Origin of the sequence: Terribacillus halophilus (assembly GCF_900162685.1) — a bacterium.
Taxonomy (GTDB): Bacteria; Bacillota; Bacilli; order Bacillales; family Amphibacillaceae; genus Terribacillus; species Terribacillus halophilus_A.
The window spans coordinates 563,070-587,115 of record NZ_LT727827.1; the positions used below are offsets into that span (position 1 = coordinate 563,070).

Consider the following 24,046-nt stretch of genomic DNA (forward strand, 5'->3'; position numbering starts at 1 on the left):
TTATCCCCTCTCTTAACTTTGAATTATGCCATATCAAGTGTGAGCAGCGGCTCTCCTAATTTTATCTGTTTTTCTTCTGTTGCCGCGATCATTTTGTAAGCCCTTGCATCTGTAACCAGTACAGGAGTAGCGACATCGTATCCTGCCTGTTGAATCTGTTCTAGATCAAACTCTATTAACAATTGTCCTTTTTCCACTCTGCTTCCTTGCTTCACCAATGCTTCAAAGAACTCGCCATCCAGCTGGACTGTATCCATGCCTATATGAATTAGAATTTCAGCACCATTATCTGTTGTAATCCCAATTGCGTGTTTTGTCGGGAACAGCGCAGATACCTCACCAGATGCCGGCGCATACAGCTTTCCTTCTGTTGGAATAATCGCCACTCCTTTTCCGAGTGCACCAGAAGCAAAAGCTTCATCCTTAATCTCATCTAAAGGGATCACCATACCTTGGAATGGGCTGGCAATTATTTCATTGCCTACAGCAAGTTTTTCTTCTTTTTGTATTGGCGTAGTACTAGGTTCTTGTACTGTATCTGGTTTGTTATTTTCTTTCGTGAAACCAAACAGCATGGTTAGTACAAATGTAACTGTAAATGCCGCAGCTAGTGCAATAAATGAACCCCAGAATCCGAAAGTAAAGCCATCAGGACTTATAAAAGTAGGAATAGCGAAAACTCCTAGTCCTCCTGTCATATACCCTTGTGTATTAGATAATCCGAGCACAGCTCCACCAACCGCCCCACCGATACAACTCATGATAAACGGTCTTTTCAAAGGTAGTGTAATACCATAAATTGCTGGTTCCGTAACACCGAAGATACCAGAAATAAACGCCGGGACACTTAAGGTTTTCAGCTTTTTCTGTTTGATTCGAATCCATACTGCTAAAACAGCACCAATTTGTGCGAAGGAAGCAGCAAATGACAATGCCAGAATCGGATCAGATTTATATACTGCTAGATTGTTTATTGCAATTGGCACCAATCCCCAATGCAGTCCGAAGATAACAAATATCTGCCAAAAACCACCGATAAACAACCCTGCAACAATTGGACTTAACTCATAAATACTAATAGTTGCTTGCCCGATAAGCTGTCCCGCCCAAGTTGCAATTGGACCGATCAAGATAAATGTAAGCGGTACCACGATTAATAATGTTAAAAACGGTACAACAAACGTTTTAATAACATCAGGAATAATCTTGCGGAAACCTTTTTCTGCTTTAGACGCAAAATAGGTTGCCAGGATAATCGGAATAACGGAAGAAGAATAGGTCATCAGAATGACCGGAATTCCTAAGAAAGTAATGTGCACAGGCGATTCGAATAACGTTCCGCTAAATAATGTATAAAGCGGATCACCTGTTGTAAGACCAGACAAGTTCGGATAAACAAGCGCTGCTCCTATTGCCATTCCGATAAACGGACTGCCTCCGAACTTTTTCATAGCTGTATAGCCTAAGAAAATAGGGAAGAAGTAGAACAGAGCATCGCCCACAGCATTAAGAATTTGATAGGTTCCAGATTCTTCTGAAATCCATCCTACAGCTAGAAAAAGCGCATTGAAACCTTTAATCATACCAGTTGCAGCCAATACACCCAGAACCGGAGTGAAAATGCTAGAAATCATATCAATAAATTTATTAAACGCATTCGTATCTGTGTCTTTACTATCAGAGGGTTGCTCATTACCAGAGAATCCGCCAACATGTACTACTGCTTTATATACATCTGGCACATGGTTGCCGATAACAACTTGGTATTGTCCGCCGCTTTTCAACACAGTAACAACATCATCCATGTTTTTGAGTGCTTCGGTATTTGCTTTATCTTCATCTTTTAGCTTAAATCGCAAACGTGTAATGCAATGTACAACACTATTGACATTCTCTCGTCCACCGACATGTTCGATAATCTGTTTTGCCAATTGCTCATACTTCATTTTAATCCCACCTTTATTGGAATTAGGCAAATAAAAAACCTGATCAGTCAGGCGCACAAATGTTGTGCAGCCTAGCTAATCAGGTTATGCCCTATTAAGGTAACATTCCTTCGAAGGATATTCAGCTGATAACTAAAATATAGCACCGCCTCACCTTAATGTCAACGCTTACATTTTCATTTTTTACTTATTGCAGTTGCTTAACAAGACGGTGGATATGAACAGTTAAGTACAATTGTTCCTCTTGTGTTAATCCTGAATCAAATTGATTTTTCAAATAGATGTTCATTTTCTCTGTGCACTCAAATGCATTTTTATACTTTAACCGGACTTGATCATATAAGAAGGATTCTCCCAAATCAGACAACCTTTCATTGCGCAGAAACCGGACAGCAAAAAAGCGCAAATGCGTCAGAAAACGTTCATAGTTCACTGTGTTCTCATCCAAATTTCCTTTTAAATGATATGTAGCAATGTTAAGCAGATTACTGACAATCTCTGTTACTTGTACTGCTTTCAGCATATGTTCACCATTTAGCTGGCTGTTCACCAAGTGTAATGCAATTGAGGCAGCTTCATCTTCGCCAAGCCGGTAACCTGTATCCTCTTCTATAACATCGAGCGCTTTCCAGGCGATTTGATATTCCTGTTTATAATATTTACGGATCTCCCAAGCTAGCGGATTGTTTAGTTTGATTCCTTGCTTTTCTCTGCTAATGGCAAAGCTTAGATGATCGGTTAAAGCAACGTACAGATATTCGTCCAATTCATAAGGAAGGTGACCGCGCGCATACTCAACTATCTTCGCTGCTATATTTAGGTAAATGGGAGAGATATCACGCAGCAGTGTTTCAAGTTTTTCACTGGTGCCTGATTTTTCTAAGACAAATTTCTTCTGAATTTGTGATACTTCTATTGTATCTCCTATCTTTTTCTTAAAAGCTAATCCCTTTCCCATCACGACCAGTTCTTGATTCATTTCGTTCTGCGTCACCACGACACTATTATTCAGGATTTTCTCGATTTTCATCTCTATTCCCCCTTTACCGTTACAAAGATAAAAAACCCAAACTCACACACAGAAACTAACTCCATGTGCAAATTCAGGTTTTGCCCGCCTTGCGGTAACAATCCACATACAATTATTGTAAACGCTTTATCTCAAAAATAACATAGCGCAGATTCTCCGTCAATCCTATATAATGCACCTTAATTCCACTTACTTTAATTTAACTATTGATTAGTTTAATTATATAAATGGAATTACAAGCCAATTAATCGCTTTCTTCCTTCACAGACAGGTATAATCGAAGCTGGTATAGAAATCTAACTAAAGGTATTTACATATAAAGAAGGGATGAAAAACATGAGCAATCTAAGAGAAGACGCACTGAAAATACATCGCGAAAACAAAGGGAAACTGACAATGAAGTCGAAAATCCCTGTCCGTAACGCGACAGATTTGAGTCTTGCATACTCTCCAGGTGTAGCGGAACCATGTAAAGAAATTCATCAGAATAAAGATGATGTTTATGAATATACAATGAAAGGCAATATGGTTGCTGTTGTCAGCGATGGCTCTGCTGTACTTGGCCTCGGAAACATCGGTCCGGAAGCTTCCCTGCCAGTTATGGAAGGGAAATCGGTTCTATTCCAGAGCTTCGCAGGTGTAGACAGCTTCCCAATTGTGCTGGACACAAATGATGTGGACGAAATCGTTCGCACTGTGAAATTAATGGCACCAACATTCGGCGGTGTAAACTTGGAAGATATCTCTGCACCGCGCTGCTTCGAAATTGAAGAACGCTTGAAAGCAGAAACAGACATCCCAGTATTCCATGATGATCAGCACGGAACTGCCATCGTAACAGTTGCTGGTCTATTGAACGCACTGAAATTGGTTGGCAAAAGCTTCGACAATATCAAAGTTGTCGCAAACGGTGCAGGCGCTGCTGGTATTGCCATTATCGAATTGCTGCACAGCCTTGGTGTAAACAACGTCATCATGTGTGATTCCAAAGGGATGATTTACGAAGGTCGCCCAGAAGGCATGAACAAGATGAAAGACCGCGTTGCGAAAATCACAAACCGTGATCGCCAAGAAGGAAGTCTTTCTGATGCAATCAAGGATGCAGATGTGTTCATCGGTGTATCCCTTGCAAACCTGCTTTCTCAAGAAGATGTGCGCACAATGGCGAAAGATCCAATTATCTTTGCAATGGCTAACCCAGATCCAGAAATTTTGCCAAATGATGCGAAAGAAGCCGGTGCCCGGGTTATCGGTACAGGACGTTCTGACTTCCCGAACCAGGTAAACAACGTATTGGCCTTCCCTGGTATTTTCCGTGGTGCACTAGATGTTCGTGCAACTGGCATTAATGAGGAAATGAAAATCGCCGCTGCTAAAGCAATTGCCGAGCTAATCGACGAGAGCGATTTGAACGAAGACTACGTAATCCCAGCTCCATTCGATCCGCGCGTTGCCCCAGCTGTTGCCAAAGCAGTAGCGAAAGCAGCAATGGACACTGGTGTAAACCGTATCACAGTCGATCCAGAAGAAGTGGCGGAGAAAACACGTCAGCTGACACTAATCGACGAAAACTAAACATAAAAAAAGACAGAGCATGTAAGCTCTGCCTGAGGAGGAATCCCTTATGGGGTTCCTCTTTTTTAGTTATCTAAATTCAATACAGTCAATTTCTCTCGAGTCATGGAAAGAATACTGTTAGCAATCCCTTGTGTTCCCATACCTGAACCTTTTACCCCAAGGAATGGGAAGTGATCAGGGCCACGTTCTGTGCGTCCGTTGATTTGAACAGCGCCGACCTCTAATTCATTTGCGATATAAAAAGCTTTATCCACATCACGTGTGAAAATGCTCGCTTGCAAACCATATTGTGATTTGTTGGCAATTTCAATTGCTTCTTCATCAGATCCAACACGAATAACAGGTAATACTGGACCGAATGGCTCAACCCAAGCTACATCCATATCTTCTGTTACATGATCAAGCAATGTCGGGTGAATCAAGTTGCCTTCTCGTTTGTTACCAGCCACTAAAGTTGCACCTTTTGCCAATGCATCGTCGATGAGCGCTTGCACACCATCAGCGGATTTACTATCAATCAATGGTACAACCGTATTGCTTTCTTCCGGTGATCCGACCGCAAGTTCTGCCACTTGCTCTTTCAATTTAGCTACTAGCTCATCTGCTGCATTATCATGCACAAGTACACGCTTAATAGCTGTGCAGCGCTGACCAGAATAAGAATAAGCACCGCTTATAATATTTTTTACGGCTTTATCCAAGTCCGCATCTTCACGGACAATCCCAGGATCCTTACCGCCTAGCTCGAGTACAACTGGTTTCATTCCTGCGATTTTTGCAAGATTCTCTCCCGTTTTCGTGCCGCCCGTAAAGGAAACCATGCTTATATCTTTATGTTCCACAAGGAAGTCACCTATAACGGAACCACGGCCAGTAACGATATTAACAACCCCTGCCGGGAGTCCTGCGCGATCAAGTGCTTCCATCATTTTAATTCCGCTCAAAGCGCCTTGAGTCGCTGGCTTAAAGATAACTGTATTACCGGAAATAAGTGCTGGAGCAAGTTTAGATGCTGATAAGTTCACTGGGTAATTAAACGGTGAAATCGCTAGCACTACACCTAAAGGTACACGATCCACAATACCAACCTTCGAACTGGATCCCCCTGGGAAGCGGTCGCCTTTCATACTTTCCCCATTGGTATGCAGCGCTTCTTGCGCAGTATAACGGATATAATCATATGTCCGCTGCACTTCACTTTTCGCGTCTTTCAGGCTCTTTCCAACTTCTTGCATCATTGTCTGTGCAATTTCATCCTGCATCACAAGCAGCTCATCTGCCCATTTATAAAGCAGATCTGCTCTTTCTTGCAAGCTAACCTTAGCCCAGGATTTTTGCGCTTGCTTAGCAGATTGAATCGCTGCTTCCGCTTCTTCCTGAGATAATGCCTGAACAGTACCGACAACACCATCTTTGTACGGGGACTGTATTTCTACCACGTTTCCTGTGCTGCTTTCTTTCCATTCACCGTTCACATAATAACGTTGTGCTGTTAATGTTGACTCCATTACTTTCTCCTCCTTGTGTTACAGTTAGTTTATTTAATTAAAAAACTTAAAAAAGTTACTGACACCCATTCTACTACTAATATTTTTATAATGAAATCATTTTGCTCAAATTTACTTTTTTATATTTCTCCTTTAAATCAAGGTTTCTGAGTATACAACATATAATATTAGTATGTCATTTTCATTATCCAATTAATTTTTACGGCAACTGTTCTTCGCTAGAATCAGCATAAGAACAATCATTTTTTTAATTTAAAAAAGAGGAGCATCAATTGCTCCTCTTCTCATTTCTTACACAGGTCATCTATATATTCGGTTAGTATTTCAGCTGTATATTCTCCAGAAAATAATTCAGGATTAAGAAACCGATGAATAGCCAGCCCGTCAATTAAAGCATATAACTTTTCGGTTTCCTTCGCTAAATCTTTTTCCTTTTTCAGTTGTCCGCTATCTGACAAAAAAACAAGTGCACGCTGGACTGCCTCCCGTATACCATCTGTCTGTCGGAAAGCTTTGCCGTGCTTGTATTTTAAATGCAGCGTAAAGGCAAACCATACCTGCATTTCCGCCATTGATTCTCGGTCAATAGGCAGCAGTTCCAGCAGCACCTTTGTGACAAGCTGTTTTGGCGGATAATTCTGTTGGACAACCTGCATAATCCGTGCTTCACAACGGGATTTAACAAGCTCCATCGCATAGTCTAGCAGTTCCTCTTGCGTAGAAAAGTAATGACGCAATGCACCGAGTGACAAATTTGCCTCATTCGCAATATTGCGAACCGATGCCGCTTCTATCCCGCCATCCAGAATGACCTGCCAAGTTGCTTTGGCTATATCTTGTTTTCTCGCTTCATGATCAATTTTTTTTGGCATGATCTCACTGTATCAAAAGTCGCATATGAAAGCAATTTATTTAATACACTTGTATCACAAAAGTAATCGTGCTAGCATAATAATACAACTGTACTAAAAAAGGAGAGGAATCGATGAATGCCATTATCGCATTAATCATATTGTGTGAAGTTGGGTTCTGGATCTTTATTGCTGCTGGTTTGCTGTCTCGCTATGTGTTTAAACTGCCTAAACTCGGTATAATTCTGCTTAGCACAACCCCTCTGATTGATTTAATTCTGCTTGTTGCTACAGCGTACGACCTAGCCCGCGGCGCAACCGCAACTACCGCTCACGCAATAGCCGCTATTTACATTGGCATCAGTCTAGCATATGGAAAATCGATGATACGCTGGGCAGATCAGCGTTTTGCTTACTACATTGCAAAACAAGGTGAAAAACCAAAGAAACTCTATGGGAAAGCACACGCCCGCAAAGAAGTGAAGGGTTGGCTGCAGCATCTGCTGGCATACATCATCGGAGTTGTTCTGCTGCTTGCAGTTGTATATTGGATTAATGATCCAAATCGGACAGAAGCACTTACAAATGTACTGCGCATTTGGTCGATTGTACTAGGCATTGATTTTCTCATCAGTTTCTGCTATACCTTGTTCCCCAAAAAAGAGAAGCATACCAGCTCTTAGAGCTGGTATGCTTCTTATTCAAAAGTCTTCTTTCTTTGATCTTCCGTTAGCCAAATTCATAACAAAATAACAAAGGACGAGTATGAGAATGGCTCCGCAATAATATAATGTGTACAGTGCACTCTCATGGTACACAACAATCAGACGAATGAGAGCTGTGATGCCGATGTAAAGAAAATATCGAATCGGAAAATGATAATCTTCTTGAAAATACTTTACAATCATGGCGATGAACTCAAAATAAAGGAAGAATACCAAGATATTGTTCAAGAATGTCAGTCTGGAAGTATTTCCGTCATTGAACAGTGAATTGGTAATAATATCAATCAGTTCTTTTACTAATAGAATAGAAATCGCGATAGCCAGGAGAAGCAAAGCTATATTTAAGATATACTGCAGAACTGTCGCAATCGTTACTTTTGTCCTTTTGTTCTTCACATGGGTCTGTGTCCGCATATCATCACCTCTAAAAGTCCTATACCCTACCTTTTCACCAGGTATGCCGCATGAATATCCTTTGTTCGCGTTACGCCTGCTAGTGCATAAGTCAGCTGCAATTCCGTTCGGAAATCTTCGATCACACGGCTCACACCTGCTTGTCCGCCGACAGTTAGTCCATATACATAAGGCCGGCCAATCAGAACACTATCTGCTCCCAGTGCAATTGCCTTAAACACATCAGCTCCACATCGAATTCCGCCATCTATCAGTACCGGTACCGCGCCATCCACCTGCTCTACAACAGCTGGCAAGGCACGAAGAGATGCAACAGCGCCATCAAGCTGCCTCCCGCCATGGTTGGAGACAACTATCGCATCAAAACCTAAATCAACAGCCTGCTTCGCATCAGCAGGATGCAGAATCCCTTTAACCACAATTGGCAGGCTTGTCTGCTCCCTAAGAAACAGCAGGTCATCCCAAGTCAAATTTGGATGGTGAATGTTTTCCAAAATGGCTTCTCTTATATGTGCTTCTGAAAGGTCAGGGACCATTTCGCGGAAGACCGGATCTTGCACATAGTTTGCGGCACCTTCTAATAATTTCAGTGGTGAGTAACCATTCCGATAATCTCGTTTTCGCCAGCCAAGGAGTCCGGTATCTACAGTTACTACAATGGCCTGATAACCAGCTCTTTCCGCTCGTTTCACCATACTGGCTGTCAAGCTACGGTTATTTGACCAATAAAGCTGAAACCATTTTATACCCTCCGGTGCAGCTGTCGCTATTTCTTCTAAGGAAGCTGTCGTAACTGTACTTGCAGCAAATGGAAGGTGAGCGTCCGCTGCGGCCTTCATACTGCCAATCTCCATCTCTGGATGAAAAATACCTTGATAACCAACGGGCGCCAGCAGAACTGGCATAGATAACGTTTGTCCAAGTAACTCAACAGTTAGATCAACGTCTGATACATCTCGCAAAACACGCGGCAAAATATCATACGCACGGAAAGCTTCGCGATTCTGTCCAAGCGTCATCTCATCACCGGCACCGCTTTGCAGAAATCCAAAAGGACCTGCTGGTAATATTTCTTTCGCTTTCTCTTCCCATTCCTCTGCAAACAATGGGTAGCCATCCGACTGTTCCCCAATTCTAGTAAACACATTTCCCATACTTAGCACCCCCAAGCCTAGCTTAGAATATTAATAGAATAATTCGAACTCGTTAGGAATTCCACTTTTTTCGTGATAAGATAATCTGTGAAAAATAATCAGGCGGAGGCGGCAATCATGGCTAATTATCATAATCTTTCAAATGACGCATTACAAGAAAAATATAATACACTGCAAGATGCCTACGAGAAAATCGCAAGTCAGCAGCTGCAGCTGGACATGACACGCGGCAAACCTTGCACAGAACAACTTGATTTATCTCAACCAATGCTGGATGTCCTGACTTCCTCAAGTACAGTCAAGACAGAAAATGGCTTAGATACCCGAAATTACGGTGTGTTAGACGGCATTCCAGAAGCAAAAGCTTTCTTCGCTTCCATACTCGATGTATCACCAGAACAAGTGATCGTTGGCGGAAACAGCAGCCTAACAATGATGCACGACTCGATCATCCAGTTCCTGCTTCACGGAGTATCAGAGGACGCAACATCATGGGTGAAGCAAGGTAATGTAAAATTCCTCTGCCCAAGTCCTGGCTATGATCGCCATTTCGCCATTTGCGAAGCATTGGGTATTGAGATGATTCCCGTTGCGATGACACCAGAAGGTCCCGATATGGATGAAGTTGAAAAGTTAGCAGCCGCCGATTCACAAATCAAAGGCATCTGGTGCGTACCAAAATACAGTAACCCAGATGGCATCACGTACACAGATCGTGTAGTTGATCGACTTGCAAATATGAAAACCGCTGCGGAGGATTTTCGTATCTTTTGGGATAATGCCTATACGGTTCATCACCTTACCGACGAACCGGATGAACTGAAGGACATCATGACAGCAGCTTCTAAAGCCGGAAATTCTGACCGCGTGCTGCAGTTTGCTTCTACTTCTAAAGTGACTTTCCCTGGTTCTGGTGTTGCTGTTCTAGCTTCCAGTGAAAGAAACATCGCATTTTACAAAAAAAATCTTTCCATCCAATCCATTGGACCGGATAAACTGAATCAGCTGCGTCATGTCGCATTCTTAAAAGATAAAGCTACACTGGCTGATCATATGAAAAAGCATGCGGCTATCATCGCACCAAAATTTCAGACAGTCCTGACTATCCTGGATGAAAAATTGAGCGGTAAAGGCATAGCCGATTGGACGAACCCGAATGGCGGCTATTTCATCAGCTTAAATACGATGGAAGGCTGCGCCAAAGAAGTCGTAGAGCTCGCCAAGAAAGCAGGTGTTACACTGACAAGCGCCGGTGCAACGTACCCATATGGCAAAGACCCTTATGACGCAAACATTCGGATTGCACCAACACTGCCACCGATTGAAGATTTGAAGAAAGCGATTGACGTGCTGTGCCTATGTGTAGAAATGGTAAGCATCAATCATCTATTACAGAAATAAGGCAAAGGCCGCTCACCCGAGCGGCCTTTATAGTTGATATCGATAATAATCCTGCTGACTTTCTTTATGAAAGCCGCTTGCAGTATACAAAGATAAAGCATGCTTGTTTTCGATTTGTACATCCAAGTAAACTGACTGGCCCTGACCAGCTTCCATCCCTACAGCTTGCTGCAAGGCTTTTCTTCCGTATCCTTTTCCTTGAAATTCCGGCAATACTGCAAACCCATAAATTTCGCTTCTTTGCTGGTCACGATGAATACGAATCTTTCCGACTGTTTTACCTTCTGCCTCTATCATGTAAAATTCCTGTTGATAGCCATCACGTTCCAGACGGTCATTATATTCCTTTGCTTCATCTGGTTCAAAATTAAAACAAACGATATCCAGTTGCTTCTTCAATTCGGCATCATCCGGAAGTGATTGTCTCAAACTAACTTCCTCTGCTGATTCAGGAACTGATTCTCCACTCCATCGCATCAAGTATTCCGATTCTTCATATGTACAGGAAACGCTCCTCAGCCACGCCCGGCCTGATTCACTGCTGCCTGGTGTATTTAACAATACAGAGCGAGCTCCGTTGGGCGAAGGCAAACTAGCTTTGAAAAGTTTTGTGAATATACCCTTCCTGCGGTAAGCTGGGTGAATCATGCCGCATACTTCAACCTTGCTGCCGAAGCGATACAGTCCCAGAAAACCGACGAGTTGGTCTGCATCATAGTATAGAAAATCTTCCTGAAACTTGTCATCGCGTGAACTAAGCATATCCCAATTCAATTTCAAATCAATACCCTCATACTGCTCCACTGCTTGCTGTAACTGCTTGATGTCTGTCAGTTGCTGCTCTCTCAACATCCTAACCCCCATTCTGCCTTCCTTTCATTATACAGCAAAGACAAAAAATCCTGCCGCATAGACGGCAGGATGCTTCATTAATTTTCTTGATGTTCTACTTTTACCCTTCTAATAAAGAAGCTGATTACCACTCCGATAATAGCAATGATAATACCAAAGATAAAGGAACTTTGAACACCTTCTGTAAATGCTTGAATCACTGTTTGTGGGTCCTTTGGATTTGCTGCATCTTCCAAGTAGCCATTCTGCCCAGCAGTCATGATGGAAATCGCAACAGCAGTACCGATTGCACCAGCAACCTGCTGTAATGTGTTCATGATTGCTGTTCCATCTGGATACAAGCTAGGAGGCAGCTGATTCAAACCATTTGTCTGTGCTGGCATCATAATCATGGAGATACCAATCATCAATACGATTAGCAATCCGATGATGAAACCAGTAGACGTTTCTAAAGAAATAGTAGAAAATCCGAACATAGCAACTGTAACAAGAATCAAGCCAGGTGTTACTAGGAATCTTGGTCCGAATTTATCAAACAGCCCTCCCATAACAGGTGAGAGCAAACCGTTGATAACACCACCAGGAAGCAAAACAAGGCCCGCAGCTAGCGGCGTCATGGAGAGCGCAGTTTGCAAGTACAATGGCAGTAAAATCATTGAAGAAAGCATAACCATCATACTAACTAGTATTAACACTAAACCTATTACGAACATCGGATAACGGAACGCATTCAAGTTCATCATTGGCTGTTCCATCCGAACCTGACGTACAGAGAAAAGAATCAAGCTCAAGGCACCTACTGAAAGCGCTATGATTACGATTGGGTCTCCCCATCCGCCGCCTTCACCTGCATGACTGAAGCCATATACGACGCCGCCGAAACCGATAGTGGATAGAATGATAGATAAAATATCAATTTTAGGTTTCGTTAATGTTGTCACGTTTTGCATGAAGAAAGCACCGAAAACAAGTGCCACTACAAGCAAAGGCAAGGAGAACCAGAAAATCCAGTGCCATGACATCTTATCGATAATCAGACCAGAAACAGTCGGACCAACTGCAGGTGCAAACATGATAACCAATCCGATTAGTCCCATCGCTTTACCACGACGGTGCGGCGGTATAATGTTTAGAATTGTATTAAACATTAGCGGAAGTAAAAGTGCAGTTCCAATTGCCTGTACAATTCGTGCCACGAGCAGCACGGCAAACGATGGCGCAAGCGCCGCAATAAGTGTTCCAATAATCGAGAAAACTAAAGATGTTAAGAATAACTGTCGAGTTGTAAACCACTGCATAATTAAACCGGAAACCGGTACAAGTACACCTAGCGTTAACAAATAACCTGTCGTCAGCCATTGTGCTGTAGACGGCGTAATGCCGAAGTTTTGTATGATATTCTGAAGCGCGATATTTAGCGCTGTTTCACTGAACAAACCGATGAAACCAGCGATCAAGAATGAAATAATGATTGGCATAGCTCTAATCTCGCTGCTGGCTGTGGCTGTTGCAGTTTTGTTATTATCCATTTGCAATATTCTCTCCTCCAAATTAAGAATTTTGATTTAGTAATGACGGAAGCTGTTTCGCTACACTGTACAGCGGATTTCCAGATGCGTTTGTCACCGCAAGAATCACCGCTCCTTCTATTAAGGCATTTATTGTAACGGCTAAGTCTTTCGCCATTTCTTTTTCATAACCAAAGGCTATTAAACGGTCGGTATATAAAGCCTGCCAATCGGCGTATGCATGCTGACAGCTGTTGCGCAGCACTTCGTTTGTTGCTGCTGTCTCTGATGCAATAAGTCCAATCTGCACACCTTCCATTTGTTGTTTTTTTTCGAAGTCTGCGGCTATATTATGAATATGATACTGAAAAGCTTCCACAGCGGTATCTTTGGCAGCCAAGTCCTTAGCAGCGCCTTCTAAGACCAGTGTTTTCATCAGCTTAATTGCTTCCAAAGCGATTTCTTCCTTGCCATTTGGAAAATGATAATACAACGACCCTTTTGGCGCTCCGCTTTCTTCAATAATCTGATTCAAACCCGTACCATGAAATCCTTGCCGCTGAAACAGCTCTGAAGCGGTTCGTAAGATAAGTTCTTTTGTGGTTTCCTTCTTTTTCACGGATTCATACAACCCTGCACTCCTTAAATTATAACAATCGGTCTAGATAATAATATTTTCTTTTGGTCTGTCTGTCAAGAATGTGCTCCAGATTTTTTATTTATTAACTTTTTGTAAATTATTAAGCAAATAAGTTACGTTGATGTTATAGTACATGTGACTTTTCAAGCGTGTTTACGTTATACCAAAGATTAATATATGGAAAGGAGTATGAAATATGACGAACAATCAAAAAAAATTATCGGCTCTAATGGAAATTTTTCTTGTATCCTTTCGCCTGGGATGCACATCTTTCGGTGGGCCGATAGCGCATCTGGGCTACTTCCAAGAAACGTATGTAAGAAACAAACGCTGGCTGGATGAACGAGCTTATGCTAATTTAGTAGCTCTGAGTCAGTTTCTTCCCGGACCTGCCAGCAGTCAAGTCGGGATTGGCATCGGAATTGTCAGAGGCGGCTTGATTGGCGGGATTATTTCGTTCCTTGGATTCACCTTGCCTTCCGTTCTAGCACTTATTTTATTCGCTATCTTTATCGGTCAAACAAATATAACTGACGCTGGCTGGATTCAAGGGCTCAAGCTTGCAGCAGTAGCGGTAGTTGCTCATGCCGTACTTAGTATGAGTAAAAAATTAACAACCAATTTACAAGCTAAGGCAATAGCTCTCGGTGCCCTGGTGCTCACACTTCTATGGTCACATCAATTGTCACAGCTGCTCACTATCCTACTTGCAGCAGCCGTCGGGTACTTTTTTCTGCACCCGAGTGCGATATCCAAAGAATCTGCTGCCGTAGACATCTCATTAAAGAGAAGAACTGGTATCATCTGTATAAGTTTATTCTTTCTGCTGCTAGCAGGACTTCCACTTCTGCGTGTCTTCCTAGATAATCCGGTACTTGCCATGGCGGATAGCTTTTATCGTGCTGGATCACTCGTCTTCGGCGGCGGACATGTTGTCCTTCCTCTCTTGGAGCGTGAATTCGTTCCAACTGGTTTGATTAGTCAGCAGGATTTCCTTACGGGATACGGTGCCGCTCAGGCAGTTCCTGGTCCGCTCTTTACTTTTGCCGCATATTTGGGGACTGTACTTTACGGGTGGCAAGGCGGTTTATTAGCTACCGCTGCCATTTTTCTGCCTGCCTTTTTGCTGTTGATAGGCGCATTGCCTTTTTGGACAGTTCTTCAGAAAAACCACAGCTTCCGAAAAGCCTTTGCTGGGATTAACGCAGCGGTAGTCGGCATCTTAATCAGTGCATTTTTTATTCCAATTTGGTCATCAACCATTCATTCTCCCATGGACATTGCCCTTGCGGCTGTCTTTTACAGCATGCTCGCGTTTTGGAAGCTGCCCGCGTGGTCTATTGTTATACTAGGTGCCTTAAGCGGATTTATGTTATAAGAAAAAGGACATGCTGCACGAGCATGTCCTTTTAACTTGATAAGCTGCTTCTTTTGCCGAAATAAAATAACAGCAGCGCTAGCAGCAGCATGATGAAGCACCCAATCTGTACAGCTATAGCTACATCTGTCATCGCATTAATGCCCGCGAGGACCGCTGTCATCCCGATGATGAGTACCGACTCAATCGTTTGGTACATACTCATCATTCTGCCCAGCTGCTTCTCCGGAATATGCTCTTGCATATACGTTAGATAACCAGCATTCGCAAATGCTAACGCAGCCGAAAGCAGAAATACGCCAACACTGGCGGACAAAAAGCTGTACGAAAATGAAAACACAATATAACCGACTGCCCCTGCGACTGCTCCATAGCAAAGCAGCTGTATAGCTTGAAAATAGCGTGTTATCATACTTAATAAAATGGAGCCGATGATGAAACCTGCCCCCGCAACACTCACTAGCACCCCATAGGTAGCTTCCGTTAAGCCGACTGCCTCTGAAGCAAAAGCTACTTCCATCGAATCGACAGCCGCCGTCATAATTGTAATGCAGGAAAATAAGAGCAGCAGCAATGTCAGCACAGCAAACTTTTTGCTAAATGCAGTAACCAGTTTCCAGTCCTCTCTCCAAATCGTCAGCCAGTGCTGTCCGCTTTCTTGTTCCACTGGTAGCTTTATCGAAGGCAGTACCAGACAAATTCCAGCAGCCAGCAGCAATAAGAGGATATTGACAAGCAGTGCCATGTCCACCGAGCCGATACCTACCAATATACCAGCCACTGCAGGACCTAACACAAATCCACTTCCATCTGCTATTGCCCGAAATGAATTAAACCACTGCCAGTGCCGTTTTTGTATCAGTCCAGTAATATACGGCAGACTTGCTGGTTCGAATATGGAAGCTGCAGCTGCAACAAGGAAGACAAGCAGATAAATTTGCCCCAGAGAATCAGTCAGCATCATGCTCGCTATTCCCATAACCCTTACAAGATATAATCCTATCATCAGCTTTCGATTGTCCATTCGATCAATGAAGCTTCCTGCCCAACTGTTCATTAAAAGACCAGCAGCAGGCTTGATCATATACAGCATCGCAACCGCTATAGCTGCTTGCTCTGCTTGCTGATACACCTTTAAATTCAATGCAATCAGGTAGATCCATTCCCCGCAAGATGCAAAAGTAATCGCAATCAGCATGCCAATAGCACGTAAACGGTATTTGTTCATCTTCTTCCTCCATTTCGTTCGTTTGAAGTTGAAGCCAATAAAAAATCCCACCCCCAAGATTGAAATCTTAGGGGCGAGATACCGTCGCGGTGCCACCCTAGTTTCCTGACAAGTCACCTAGTCAGGCTCAAAAAGTACACGCATATACTGCGTAGACCTTGTGCTGTAACGGGCACTCCCGTCTTACCATCATTTTAATCCGGTAAACAGCTCCACGGTTTGTTCTGGCTGGTCTCCTTCACCCCTCTCAGCTTTACAGGGCTCTCTGTAGAAGGAGCTTACATACCATACTGCTCCGCTTCATCACTTGTAAATTTTTACTATAATACCACTATTCAAATCATTACACAATATGATGTTTAAACTTTTCATACACGTCATCATTGGCTATAACAAACAAACGATCGATCGGCTCTAAAGAGGCTTCTTTATCAAGCAGGAAATTCATGTTCTCATTGATGCAGAAAAGATTCATTCCTTCTTTTGCTAGGGCGTGCTGTGCGTCTTCGTATGTCTTCCACTCAGCCTTAGGTTTCACTTCATGAATGTTGCTTCCATGCTGTTTACTTAAAAGCTGACGGAACATATTAGAAGTTCCAGGTGTAAGAACAGCTTTCGCCATCAATAATGAGACAGAGTCGTTCGACAAGATAAAATCATCAATCGAAATATGCTCGAATTTAGGAATATGTGACTCATTATTGATTTCAACAACTGTATGTATATTTACATTCTCAGCTTTGGAAATCCCCTCGACTGCAGATGCAATTAATAGTGTCTTGGCATCTGCCAAAAGTGTAGAATCCAATGTCGGGTCAGAAAACACAGCAACACGTGCTGCTTCTAAAAGATTCGCCTGCTTGAGTGTTGCTTCATCCGTGGGGTCCCCTTGGACGAAGGCAATGTGCTCATGCTCAAATGGGTGCTCTCCTCTGTCGTCAATTATTACTATATAGGCGTCGGCTTCATTTGCCATTACTTCTTCTATTGATTTTTTCACCTTTCTAGACCAGCCTATGTATATATAATGACCACTTCTTTTAATCAATAACTTTCCCTCCTTTTGCATTTGCTTAAATGCCGAAGCACCGTCCGCAATCTTGCCAATTAGTACACCAATCACACCAATCCCAAATAAAAACAGAAATATCCCAATTAATCTTCCTGGTACTGTCTCCGGGTAAAAGTCCCCATATCCGACTGTTGTGACAGTTGTCATTGTCCACCAGAACCCATCAAACCAAGACGGAAAATTCTCTCTTTCGATAAAGTGAATACCCACTGTCCCTGTCATGACGACAATAACTGAAGCTATAGCTATCGAGAGAAAATTTATAGATGTAACACGCTTCCACAAGCGAATGAAAATAAGCATCTTAACTCCTCCTTGCCACTATTATAACTGGGTATCCAATGCAGAATAAATACAGAAATAATAATTTTACAGTATTTTTCCACTAGAAAGGAGAAGGTACATGTAAAAAAAAAACACTTCCAGGCGGAAGTGTTTTTTCTTACTCTTATTAGTAAGCTAAGCTGAATAGGCCTTTTACGTGAGTCAAGTAGCGGATATTACTTGCTTCTTTCATCATTGTCGCTGGAAGACCTTTCAATGGTGTTTGGTTAGCACCGATGAATGCTACAGCATCCTTGCGGCCAAGGCTTGCAAGTGTACCGGAGTTGATCGGGCTGAACTCTTCCATTGTTTTTCCTTCAAGAAAAGCGAATAGGTTGTATCCTACTAGCTCACCCATTTGCCAAGCAATCTGAGCTGTTGGCGGCCAAGGACGACCGTCTTCACCGAAGTATACTGCGCTGTCACCGACAACGAATACATCTTGATGGCTCTTAGACTGCAAATGCGTGTTTACAGTTGCACGGCCGCGGTCTGTTTCTAAGCCAGACTCTGCTACCATTGGGAAGGCTTGTACGCCGCCAGTCCAAACAAATGTATTTGTTTCGATCTTCTGACCATCTTTTAATTCTACAACGTTGCCTTCTACGTTCGTTACAGGCAAACCAAGCAAGAATTCAACGCCGCGTTTTTCCAAGCTGGATTGTGCGCGATCAATAAGATGCTGTGGAAGCATTGGAAGAACCTTAGGACCAGCCTCAACAAGCTGCAACTTGATTTCTTTTGGATCTACACCGTGAGGCAAGCAGTAAGAAGGAAGCTTGTCTGCGATTTCGCCAACTAGCTCAACACCAGTCAGACCGCCGCCACCGATTAGAATTGTTGCGTCTGCAGGATTTTTCGATGCTGCATACGCTTTGATTTTATCTTGGATTTGGTTGAATACTTTGTTAGCATCTGCAACGGATTTCAATACAAGACTGTTTTCTTCCAATCCAGGGATACCGAAGTAAGCAGTTCTGCTTCCAAGTCCAACTACCAATGCATCATAAGAAAGTGTATTGCCGCCTTCTAGGACAACTTCTTTCGTGTCAACGTTGAAGCTTTCTACTGTTGCTACTTTAAAATCAACATCCAAACCTTTTAGAAGCTTCGTTACAGGCATTGCTACTGCTTGCTCGGAAATACTGCCCGCTGCAAGACGGTGAAGCTCAGTGATAATTTGGTGTGTCGATGTTTTATTGATAAGTGTCACATTTGCTTCTGCTTTGCTGTAGTACTTACGTACAGTTTGAGCGGCTAAGACTCCGCCATAACCGGCGCCTAAAATAACGATATTCTTTGCCATACTTAATCCTCCGTCCTTACCTTTAAGCTCTTATTTTTGTTTTTCTTTTTCGTTTGCTACTTCCAAATAGCTTTGAACAAAACGGAACATTTTTTGCGCTTGCGGATCCTTCATAAGACGAAGCAAACCGAATACTCCGATTGTTTCATTGCTTGTTTCAGCACGGTCTTTCGCTTCAATTGCAGTTTGGGCAACTGTTTTCACAGAATCTGTTACTGGGTGAAGCACCTCTGTAATAGCACCAACCGTATCAGATTTCAAAACATCATCCGTTGCAACAGCTTGTGCAAAATCGTAAGATGCTGTTAACGCATTCACAAGCTCATTGATTTTTGGCAGCTGATCAATCAAAGAAGTCAATGATTCTTGTACTTCAGGCTTTAGCAATTGGCCAATAAGGTCCTGTTGGCTCTGGCTAACACTTTCGTTTGTTTCAGACATAACGTATTCTCCTTTGCTATGGCAATCCAATATATTTATACGTAAACATTATACTTTGTTGTGAATTTGTTCACAACTGTACGTTCACAAATTGCTCAAAATATCCACTTCCAACTTTACTCCTACTTTTAGAACTTGTCAAAAGATATTTCACTTAGGTTAACGTTTTTTTAATTTCCTATTATATGTTCAAAAAATAAGACAAATTAAAGCCCTTCCACTTCTTTAAAATTTGCAGCTTCCCCTATCTTTAGAAGATAGCAATCAGATTATACACGTTTCCCAAAACTCATTTGCTGATAGCGGCCGCGAATGACACTGTACAACCCGAACAGAATAAAACCGAGAGCAACAATGCCGAGCAGCCACCGGCCGTATGGCTGCTGTGCCAGTTCAGCCAGTGCCCCATCAAGTCCTTTCGCTTTATCAGGATTAGACTGGATGGAAGTAAGGATGAAAAAGAATCCAATCAGTCCAAAAACGACTCCTCTGCTAATCAGTCCGATACGCCCGGATTGACGACCGATACGTTGTTCATGTTTGTTCATTTCATGAACGTTGAATTTGTTCATAAACCTGCCTGTTATTCCGCTGAATAACTCATATATACCATATCCAATAATAATTACTCCAATCCCTGCAATGAGCCACTTTCCTAATGGATAAGAAAGAAGCTGAGCGGAAATGGACTGTTGGCTGTCTCCACTGCTTCCCTGATTGGTAGCTGCATAGCGAAGTGCATTGACGGCAATGCTCGCATATATAATAGCGCTGATACCATAACCTATCCGAACGATTATTCCTTTTGCTCCGTTTTCTTCTTTGTTTGGATCTTTGATTGCTAAAATAACAACCCAGCATACATAGCCAATAAGACCAACCCCAATCAACCATAAGACGATATTTCCGAAAGGCAAAGTCGCTAGTCTTTGCAGCATACCTCCTGTACCTGTTGTCTTACCCCCGATATGCAGTGCTGCCAAAAATGCCAGGATACCGATAAGGGCATAAACAATTCCTTGAGACATATAACCGAATCGCCCGAACCTGCGGACCCACGGCTTTGCTTCTTCCTTTGCTTCACTTGCTTTTTGTTTCGCTTCTTGTTTTTCAGCCATATGCACGCCTTCCTTTCCCGTTTTCAAAGCCTATTCCCATCGTGCTCTGCAAAGAAACACATGTAAATTTACTAGGCAAGCTACCCAAATCCAATTCGTTACATACGATAGAGAAGAAGTAAGAAGGGAGAATAGTGATGTACAACAAAAACGATAAGCAAATTCAGCATCGACAAATTCAATTTCCTGGACTGCCAGGTTTCGGCGGACCTGGCTCTGGCGGGCAAGGCGGCTTTCCATTTGGGCCTCCTTCTGGCTCTGGCGGGCAAGGCGGACAGGGCGGCTTCCCATTCGGACCTCCTTCTGGCTCTGGCGGGCAAGGCGGACAGCAGCAAGGGCAGTCTTCTTTCGGACCACCAGGACCGCCGCCGTCACAGATTCCGCAGCTGCAGTCAGTTAGCAGTAGTGGCGGACCTTCTACATTTGCAGTAGATCCTGGCGGAATTAGATTCTGTCTATATCGATACACTTACATGCAACTCGAAAACGGCCAGCGCTTCTGGTACTACCCAGTATTTGTCGGCCGCACTTCTATCGCTGGTTTCCGCTGGCGATCACAGCAGTTCCGCTGGCAGTATTTTGGCATTGATTTAAATCGCGTCGAAGCATTTAGCTGTTATTGATATCATACAAAAAAGGCCTTCTTTTAGGAGAGAAGGCCTTTTTTGTTTATTCCAATACTCCCATTAGCTCTGGAAGCCACAAACTTATAGCCGGAATATAAGCCACAGCCAGGAAGGCTATTATGACTGGAATATAGAAGAGCAGCAGTGGTTTGGTTACCTGTTCAATCGATACATCCCCAACTTTCGATCCAATGAAGAGTACCGTTCCCACCGGCGGCGTAATGGTACCAATGGCCAGTCCCATGGACATAATCATCCCAAAGTGTACCGGATGCACACCTAGTTCCAAAGCAATTGGCAAGAGTATCGGTGTAAAGATGAGCAATGCTGGCGCAATATCCATAAATGTTCCGACCAGCAGCAGCAAAAGAACCATGATCAAGATTAGGATCATCTTATTATCACTGAGCTGGAGAATCCCTTCGCTGACGAACTGCGGCAGCTTGGAGTAAGATAAGATCCAGGACATAGCAGATGAGGCACCGATAAGCAGTAAGATAACTCCAGAGAAGATGACTGTATCCCGCAGAATTACAGGAATATCTTTCCATGTCAGGCTCCGGTAAATCAGACACAATACTACTGCATAAAGGATAGCGACAGCAGCCCCTTCTGTAGCAGTAAACACACCCAGTGATATCCCGCCAATAACAACTACGATCAGCAGAAGACTAGGGATAGCTTGTAATGTTACTCTCATCGCTTGAGAGAACCGAATGGGATCAGAGACTGCATATCCTCTACGTTTGGCAACTATAAAGGCCATTATCATAATTAAGACTGCCATAAGAATTCCTGGCAGATACCCCGCAATAAACAAAGCTCCGATAGAAGTTCCGCCGCTTAACACAGAATAGATAATTGGCGTCCCACTTGGCGGAATAATTAATCCTGCCGGCGCAGATGCAATATTAACAGCAGCTGAATATGTAGGATCATAGCCTTCTTTTTTCTGTAAGGGAGACATAATTTTCCCCATCGTTGCCGCCGAGGCAATTGCCGAGCCAGATAGGGCGCCGAACAATGTATTCCCGATTACATTTGTGTGAGCTAAAGATCCCGGCATCCGTCCTGCCAGCAGCTTTGCAAAGTTGATTAGCCGCTGTGCAATCCCGCCTGTATTCATGATGCTGCCTGCCAACGTAAAGAAGATCAATGATAGAAGTACAAAGCTGTCTATTCCGGTAACAAACTGCTGTGCTACGACAACCAGTACCTCATCGAAAGGCAGCAGCGTAAGACCGGCTACTAAAGTCGACAACCCAATACTGACAGCAATCGGAACACCAAAGAAGATAAGGAGAAAGAAAAGCCCAAACAACACGATACCTGCAAGCGCAACACTCGTCATGCGGCATGCCTCCTTCTAGCTGCTTCTTTACGTGCCATGAGTCGATTCGTAACAATGTAATACACCGTCAACAGCCCCGATAGCGGCAGCGCTGCATACACATATCCCATTGGCAAACCAAGAACTGGCGAAGTCTGTGTCATCGTCTCCAGCATAAGCTGTGAACCGCCAATGATAAAAACGATTATCATAAACAGCAAAACTGTCACTTCGATTATAATTTCAGCAGCTTTTTTATCTTTTTTATGCTTCCACTTAGACATTAAAAACGTCAGGGCTATATGCTCCTTCATACCAAAAGCATAACTGGCTCCCAGCAATCCGACCCAGATGAAGGAGAAACGTAATACTTCTTCTGTGAACACACTTGGATTTTGCAAGACAAAGCGAGTGAAAACCTGCCAAATAGCACCGGCGACCAAGAAGACAGTCAATGTACAGGTTACAAGCAAGATACTTTTATCTACCCAGTATCGTATTTTTTCCACCTCATTCAGCTCCTATCCATTTTCTGTAAGGCTGTTTACTACTCCAACGCTGCAATGTCATCAAGCACCTTGGCAATCTCCGGATCTTTTCGTCGTTCTTCTATCAGCGGCTGTACAAGTTCTTTAAAGGGGGCTTGGTCCAGTTCATTAAACGTGACACCCATCTCATCCTCCGCCTTTTTGATGCTTTCCTCGATTAACTGATCCCAGCGGGCATTATGGTTTTCGGAGGAAATTGCTGCTGACTCCTCCACAGCCTGCTGCTGATCGGGTGTTAAGCTGTCCCACGTTTTCTCACTCATAATTAGGAAATCTGGAATACGCGTATGTTCATCGTAAGAAAAGAATTTAGCAACCTCACCATGGTTCGCATCCGTAAGGGCAATTGGACTACTCTCGGCACCGTCAATCACACCCTGTTGCAGTCCTGTATATACTTCTGGCGCAGGCAGCGGAGTCGGAGAGGCACCAAGCAGTTCCATCGTGCGAATGGATGTTGTATTTGTCATCGTACGGATCTTTAGTCCATGCAAATCGTCGGGAGTCTGAATTGGTTTGTCAGCTGTATAGAAACTACGTGCTCCAGCATCGTAATAAGCAACACCATGCAAGCCTACCTCTTCCAGCTCTTTATAAAGGTTCTTTACAATCTCTGACTGCATGACCTTTTTGAAGTGTTCTTCATCCTCGAACACGTATGGCAGACTAAAAATAGAAAAATCGGGATAAAAGCTCTCCAGCACACCGCCGTTTACTTTCGCCATATCCACTACACCATTTTGGACAAGTTCCAGCATAACTCTTTCTCCACCAAGACTGCCTTCTGTGTAAATATCAGTCGAAATTACTCCGTCCGTGCGCTCCTCTAGTTCACCTGTGAATTCCTCTAAGCTGGCATAAACCGGACTATTTGGGTTGTGAATATGTCCCATCGTCAGTTTTTTTGTCTCCTGTTCAGCTGCATCTGTTGATGGACCAACAATCATCAGCACAACAATCCCAAGCAGTAAAACAGCAAGAATCAACCACGTCGTTTTTGCTCGCTTCATGCTTCACCCTCCACACTATAGTATAAAGCGCTTACAAAATATCGTATTTGACAGACCC

At 43.2% G+C, this 24,046-nt stretch carries 22 protein-coding genes and 1 other annotated feature; of the genes, 5 read left to right on the forward strand and 17 right to left on the reverse strand.

Translation table 11 applies throughout. The features are described from left to right. Positions 1 to 23 precede the first annotated feature (23 nt). Positions 24 to 1,946, reverse strand: coding sequence for a beta-glucoside-specific PTS transporter subunit IIABC (locus B1K52_RS03895; RefSeq protein WP_077305523.1), 1,923 nt, complete (start codon positions 1,944 to 1,946; stop codon positions 24 to 26). Between the two features lie 187 nt (positions 1,947 to 2,133). Then, the gene (licT, locus tag B1K52_RS03900) at positions 2,134 to 2,976 is read right to left on the reverse strand and encodes a BglG family transcription antiterminator LicT (protein WP_077305525.1); all 843 of its coding nucleotides are present in this window, start codon (positions 2,974 to 2,976) and stop codon (positions 2,134 to 2,136) included. Positions 2,977 to 3,312: 336 nt separating this feature from the next. Between licT and B1K52_RS03905 the strand changes: the two genes are divergently transcribed. Next, positions 3,313 to 4,551, forward strand: coding sequence for an NADP-dependent malic enzyme (locus B1K52_RS03905; RefSeq protein WP_077305527.1), 1,239 nt, complete (start codon positions 3,313 to 3,315; stop codon positions 4,549 to 4,551). Positions 4,552 to 4,616: 65 nt separating this feature from the next. On the opposite strand, the gene B1K52_RS03910 is transcribed toward B1K52_RS03905, so the two are convergent. Beyond that, positions 4,617 to 6,062 carry an NADP-dependent glyceraldehyde-3-phosphate dehydrogenase gene (locus tag B1K52_RS03910; protein ID WP_077305528.1) on the reverse strand — a complete coding sequence of 482 codons (1,446 nt, stop codon included), beginning with the start codon at positions 6,060 to 6,062 and terminating at the stop codon, positions 4,617 to 4,619. Positions 6,063 to 6,346: 284 nt separating this feature from the next. Next, on the reverse strand, positions 6,347 to 6,934 hold the full coding sequence (locus B1K52_RS03915) for a TetR/AcrR family transcriptional regulator (protein WP_077305529.1): 588 nt from the start codon (positions 6,932 to 6,934) through the stop codon (positions 6,347 to 6,349). Between the two features lie 113 nt (positions 6,935 to 7,047). Between B1K52_RS03915 and B1K52_RS03920 the strand changes: the two genes are divergently transcribed. Continuing rightward, positions 7,048 to 7,596, forward strand: coding sequence for a hypothetical protein (locus B1K52_RS03920; RefSeq protein WP_077305530.1), 549 nt, complete (start codon positions 7,048 to 7,050; stop codon positions 7,594 to 7,596). 18 nt (positions 7,597 to 7,614) lie between these two features. Here B1K52_RS03920 and psiE read toward each other — a convergent pair whose 3' ends face one another. Beyond that, positions 7,615 to 8,052, reverse strand: a complete 438-nt coding sequence (gene psiE / locus B1K52_RS03925) for a phosphate-starvation-inducible protein PsiE (protein ID WP_077305532.1) — start codon at positions 8,050 to 8,052, stop codon at positions 7,615 to 7,617. A gap of 26 nt (positions 8,053 to 8,078) precedes the next feature. Beyond that, positions 8,079 to 9,206: an alpha-hydroxy acid oxidase gene (locus B1K52_RS03930; RefSeq protein WP_077305534.1), complete on the reverse strand. Its 1,128-nt coding sequence runs from the start codon at positions 9,204 to 9,206 to the stop codon at positions 8,079 to 8,081. Positions 9,207 to 9,323: 117 nt separating this feature from the next. Here B1K52_RS03930 and B1K52_RS03935 point away from each other — a divergent pair, with 117 nt between their 5' ends. Beyond that, a complete protein-coding gene (locus B1K52_RS03935) occupies positions 9,324 to 10,607 on the forward strand; it encodes an aspartate aminotransferase type Ic (protein ID WP_077305536.1) in 1,284 nt (427 codons plus the stop codon). A 27-nt stretch (positions 10,608 to 10,634) separates the two neighbouring features. On the opposite strand, the gene B1K52_RS03940 is transcribed toward B1K52_RS03935, so the two are convergent. From B1K52_RS03940 to B1K52_RS03950, 3 genes are all read right to left on the reverse strand, one after another. Further along, a complete protein-coding gene (locus B1K52_RS03940; RefSeq protein WP_179106454.1) occupies positions 10,635 to 11,456 on the reverse strand; it encodes a GNAT family N-acetyltransferase in 822 nt (273 codons plus the stop codon). An 80-nt stretch (positions 11,457 to 11,536) separates the two neighbouring features. Further along, complete coding sequence (locus B1K52_RS03945) at positions 11,537 to 12,988, reverse strand: DHA2 family efflux MFS transporter permease subunit (RefSeq protein WP_077305539.1); 1,452 nt, start codon at positions 12,986 to 12,988, stop codon at positions 11,537 to 11,539. A gap of 22 nt (positions 12,989 to 13,010) precedes the next feature. Beyond that, positions 13,011 to 13,598 (reverse strand): TetR/AcrR family transcriptional regulator, encoded by a 588-nt coding sequence (locus B1K52_RS03950; RefSeq protein ID WP_256855830.1) that lies wholly within the window; start codon positions 13,596 to 13,598, stop codon positions 13,011 to 13,013. 205 nt (positions 13,599 to 13,803) lie between these two features. Between B1K52_RS03950 and chrA the strand changes: the two genes are divergently transcribed. Then, positions 13,804 to 14,985 (forward strand): chromate efflux transporter, encoded by a 1,182-nt coding sequence (chrA, locus tag B1K52_RS03955; protein ID WP_077305541.1) that lies wholly within the window; start codon positions 13,804 to 13,806, stop codon positions 14,983 to 14,985. A gap of 31 nt (positions 14,986 to 15,016) precedes the next feature. Here the strand turns inward: chrA and B1K52_RS03960 are convergent, their stop codons facing one another. From B1K52_RS03960 to B1K52_RS03980, 5 genes are all read right to left on the reverse strand, one after another. Next, positions 15,017 to 16,213, reverse strand: coding sequence for an MFS transporter (locus B1K52_RS03960; RefSeq protein WP_077305543.1), 1,197 nt, complete (start codon positions 16,211 to 16,213; stop codon positions 15,017 to 15,019). Positions 16,214 to 16,279: 66 nt separating this feature from the next. Further along, positions 16,280 to 16,526 (reverse strand) — a binding site (T-box leader). 30 nt (positions 16,527 to 16,556) lie between these two features. Then, positions 16,557 to 17,588, reverse strand: a complete 1,032-nt coding sequence (locus B1K52_RS03965) for an ion channel (RefSeq protein ID WP_077305545.1) — start codon at positions 17,586 to 17,588, stop codon at positions 16,557 to 16,559. 148 nt (positions 17,589 to 17,736) lie between these two features. Beyond that, on the reverse strand, positions 17,737 to 18,915 hold the full coding sequence (locus tag B1K52_RS03970; RefSeq protein WP_077305547.1) for an NAD(P)/FAD-dependent oxidoreductase: 1,179 nt from the start codon (positions 18,913 to 18,915) through the stop codon (positions 17,737 to 17,739). Positions 18,916 to 18,945: 30 nt separating this feature from the next. Then, positions 18,946 to 19,356 (reverse strand): helical membrane plugin domain-containing protein, encoded by a 411-nt coding sequence (locus B1K52_RS03975; RefSeq protein ID WP_077305549.1) that lies wholly within the window; start codon positions 19,354 to 19,356, stop codon positions 18,946 to 18,948. Between the two features lie 269 nt (positions 19,357 to 19,625). Beyond that, positions 19,626 to 20,474 (reverse strand): DUF1206 domain-containing protein, encoded by an 849-nt coding sequence (locus B1K52_RS03980; protein WP_179106455.1) that lies wholly within the window; start codon positions 20,472 to 20,474, stop codon positions 19,626 to 19,628. Positions 20,475 to 20,611: 137 nt separating this feature from the next. Between B1K52_RS03980 and B1K52_RS03985 the strand changes: the two genes are divergently transcribed. Further along, a complete protein-coding gene (locus tag B1K52_RS03985) occupies positions 20,612 to 21,097 on the forward strand; it encodes a hypothetical protein (RefSeq protein ID WP_077305551.1) in 486 nt (161 codons plus the stop codon). A gap of 46 nt (positions 21,098 to 21,143) precedes the next feature. Here B1K52_RS03985 and B1K52_RS03990 read toward each other — a convergent pair whose 3' ends face one another. Genes B1K52_RS03990 through B1K52_RS04000 form a run of 3 tightly spaced genes read right to left on the reverse strand, consistent with a single transcriptional unit; the run spans position 21,144 to position 23,988 of the window. Beyond that, positions 21,144 to 22,451 (reverse strand): TRAP transporter large permease, encoded by a 1,308-nt coding sequence (locus B1K52_RS03990; RefSeq protein ID WP_077305553.1) that lies wholly within the window; start codon positions 22,449 to 22,451, stop codon positions 21,144 to 21,146. Next, complete coding sequence (locus B1K52_RS03995) at positions 22,448 to 22,939, reverse strand: TRAP transporter small permease (RefSeq protein WP_179106456.1); 492 nt, start codon at positions 22,937 to 22,939, stop codon at positions 22,448 to 22,450. Before B1K52_RS03995 ends, B1K52_RS03990 begins: the two co-directional genes overlap by 4 nt. Before the next feature lie 38 nt (positions 22,940 to 22,977). Then, complete coding sequence (locus B1K52_RS04000; protein WP_077305557.1) at positions 22,978 to 23,988, reverse strand: TRAP transporter substrate-binding protein; 1,011 nt, start codon at positions 23,986 to 23,988, stop codon at positions 22,978 to 22,980. Between the last annotated feature and the right edge of the window lie 58 nt (positions 23,989 to 24,046).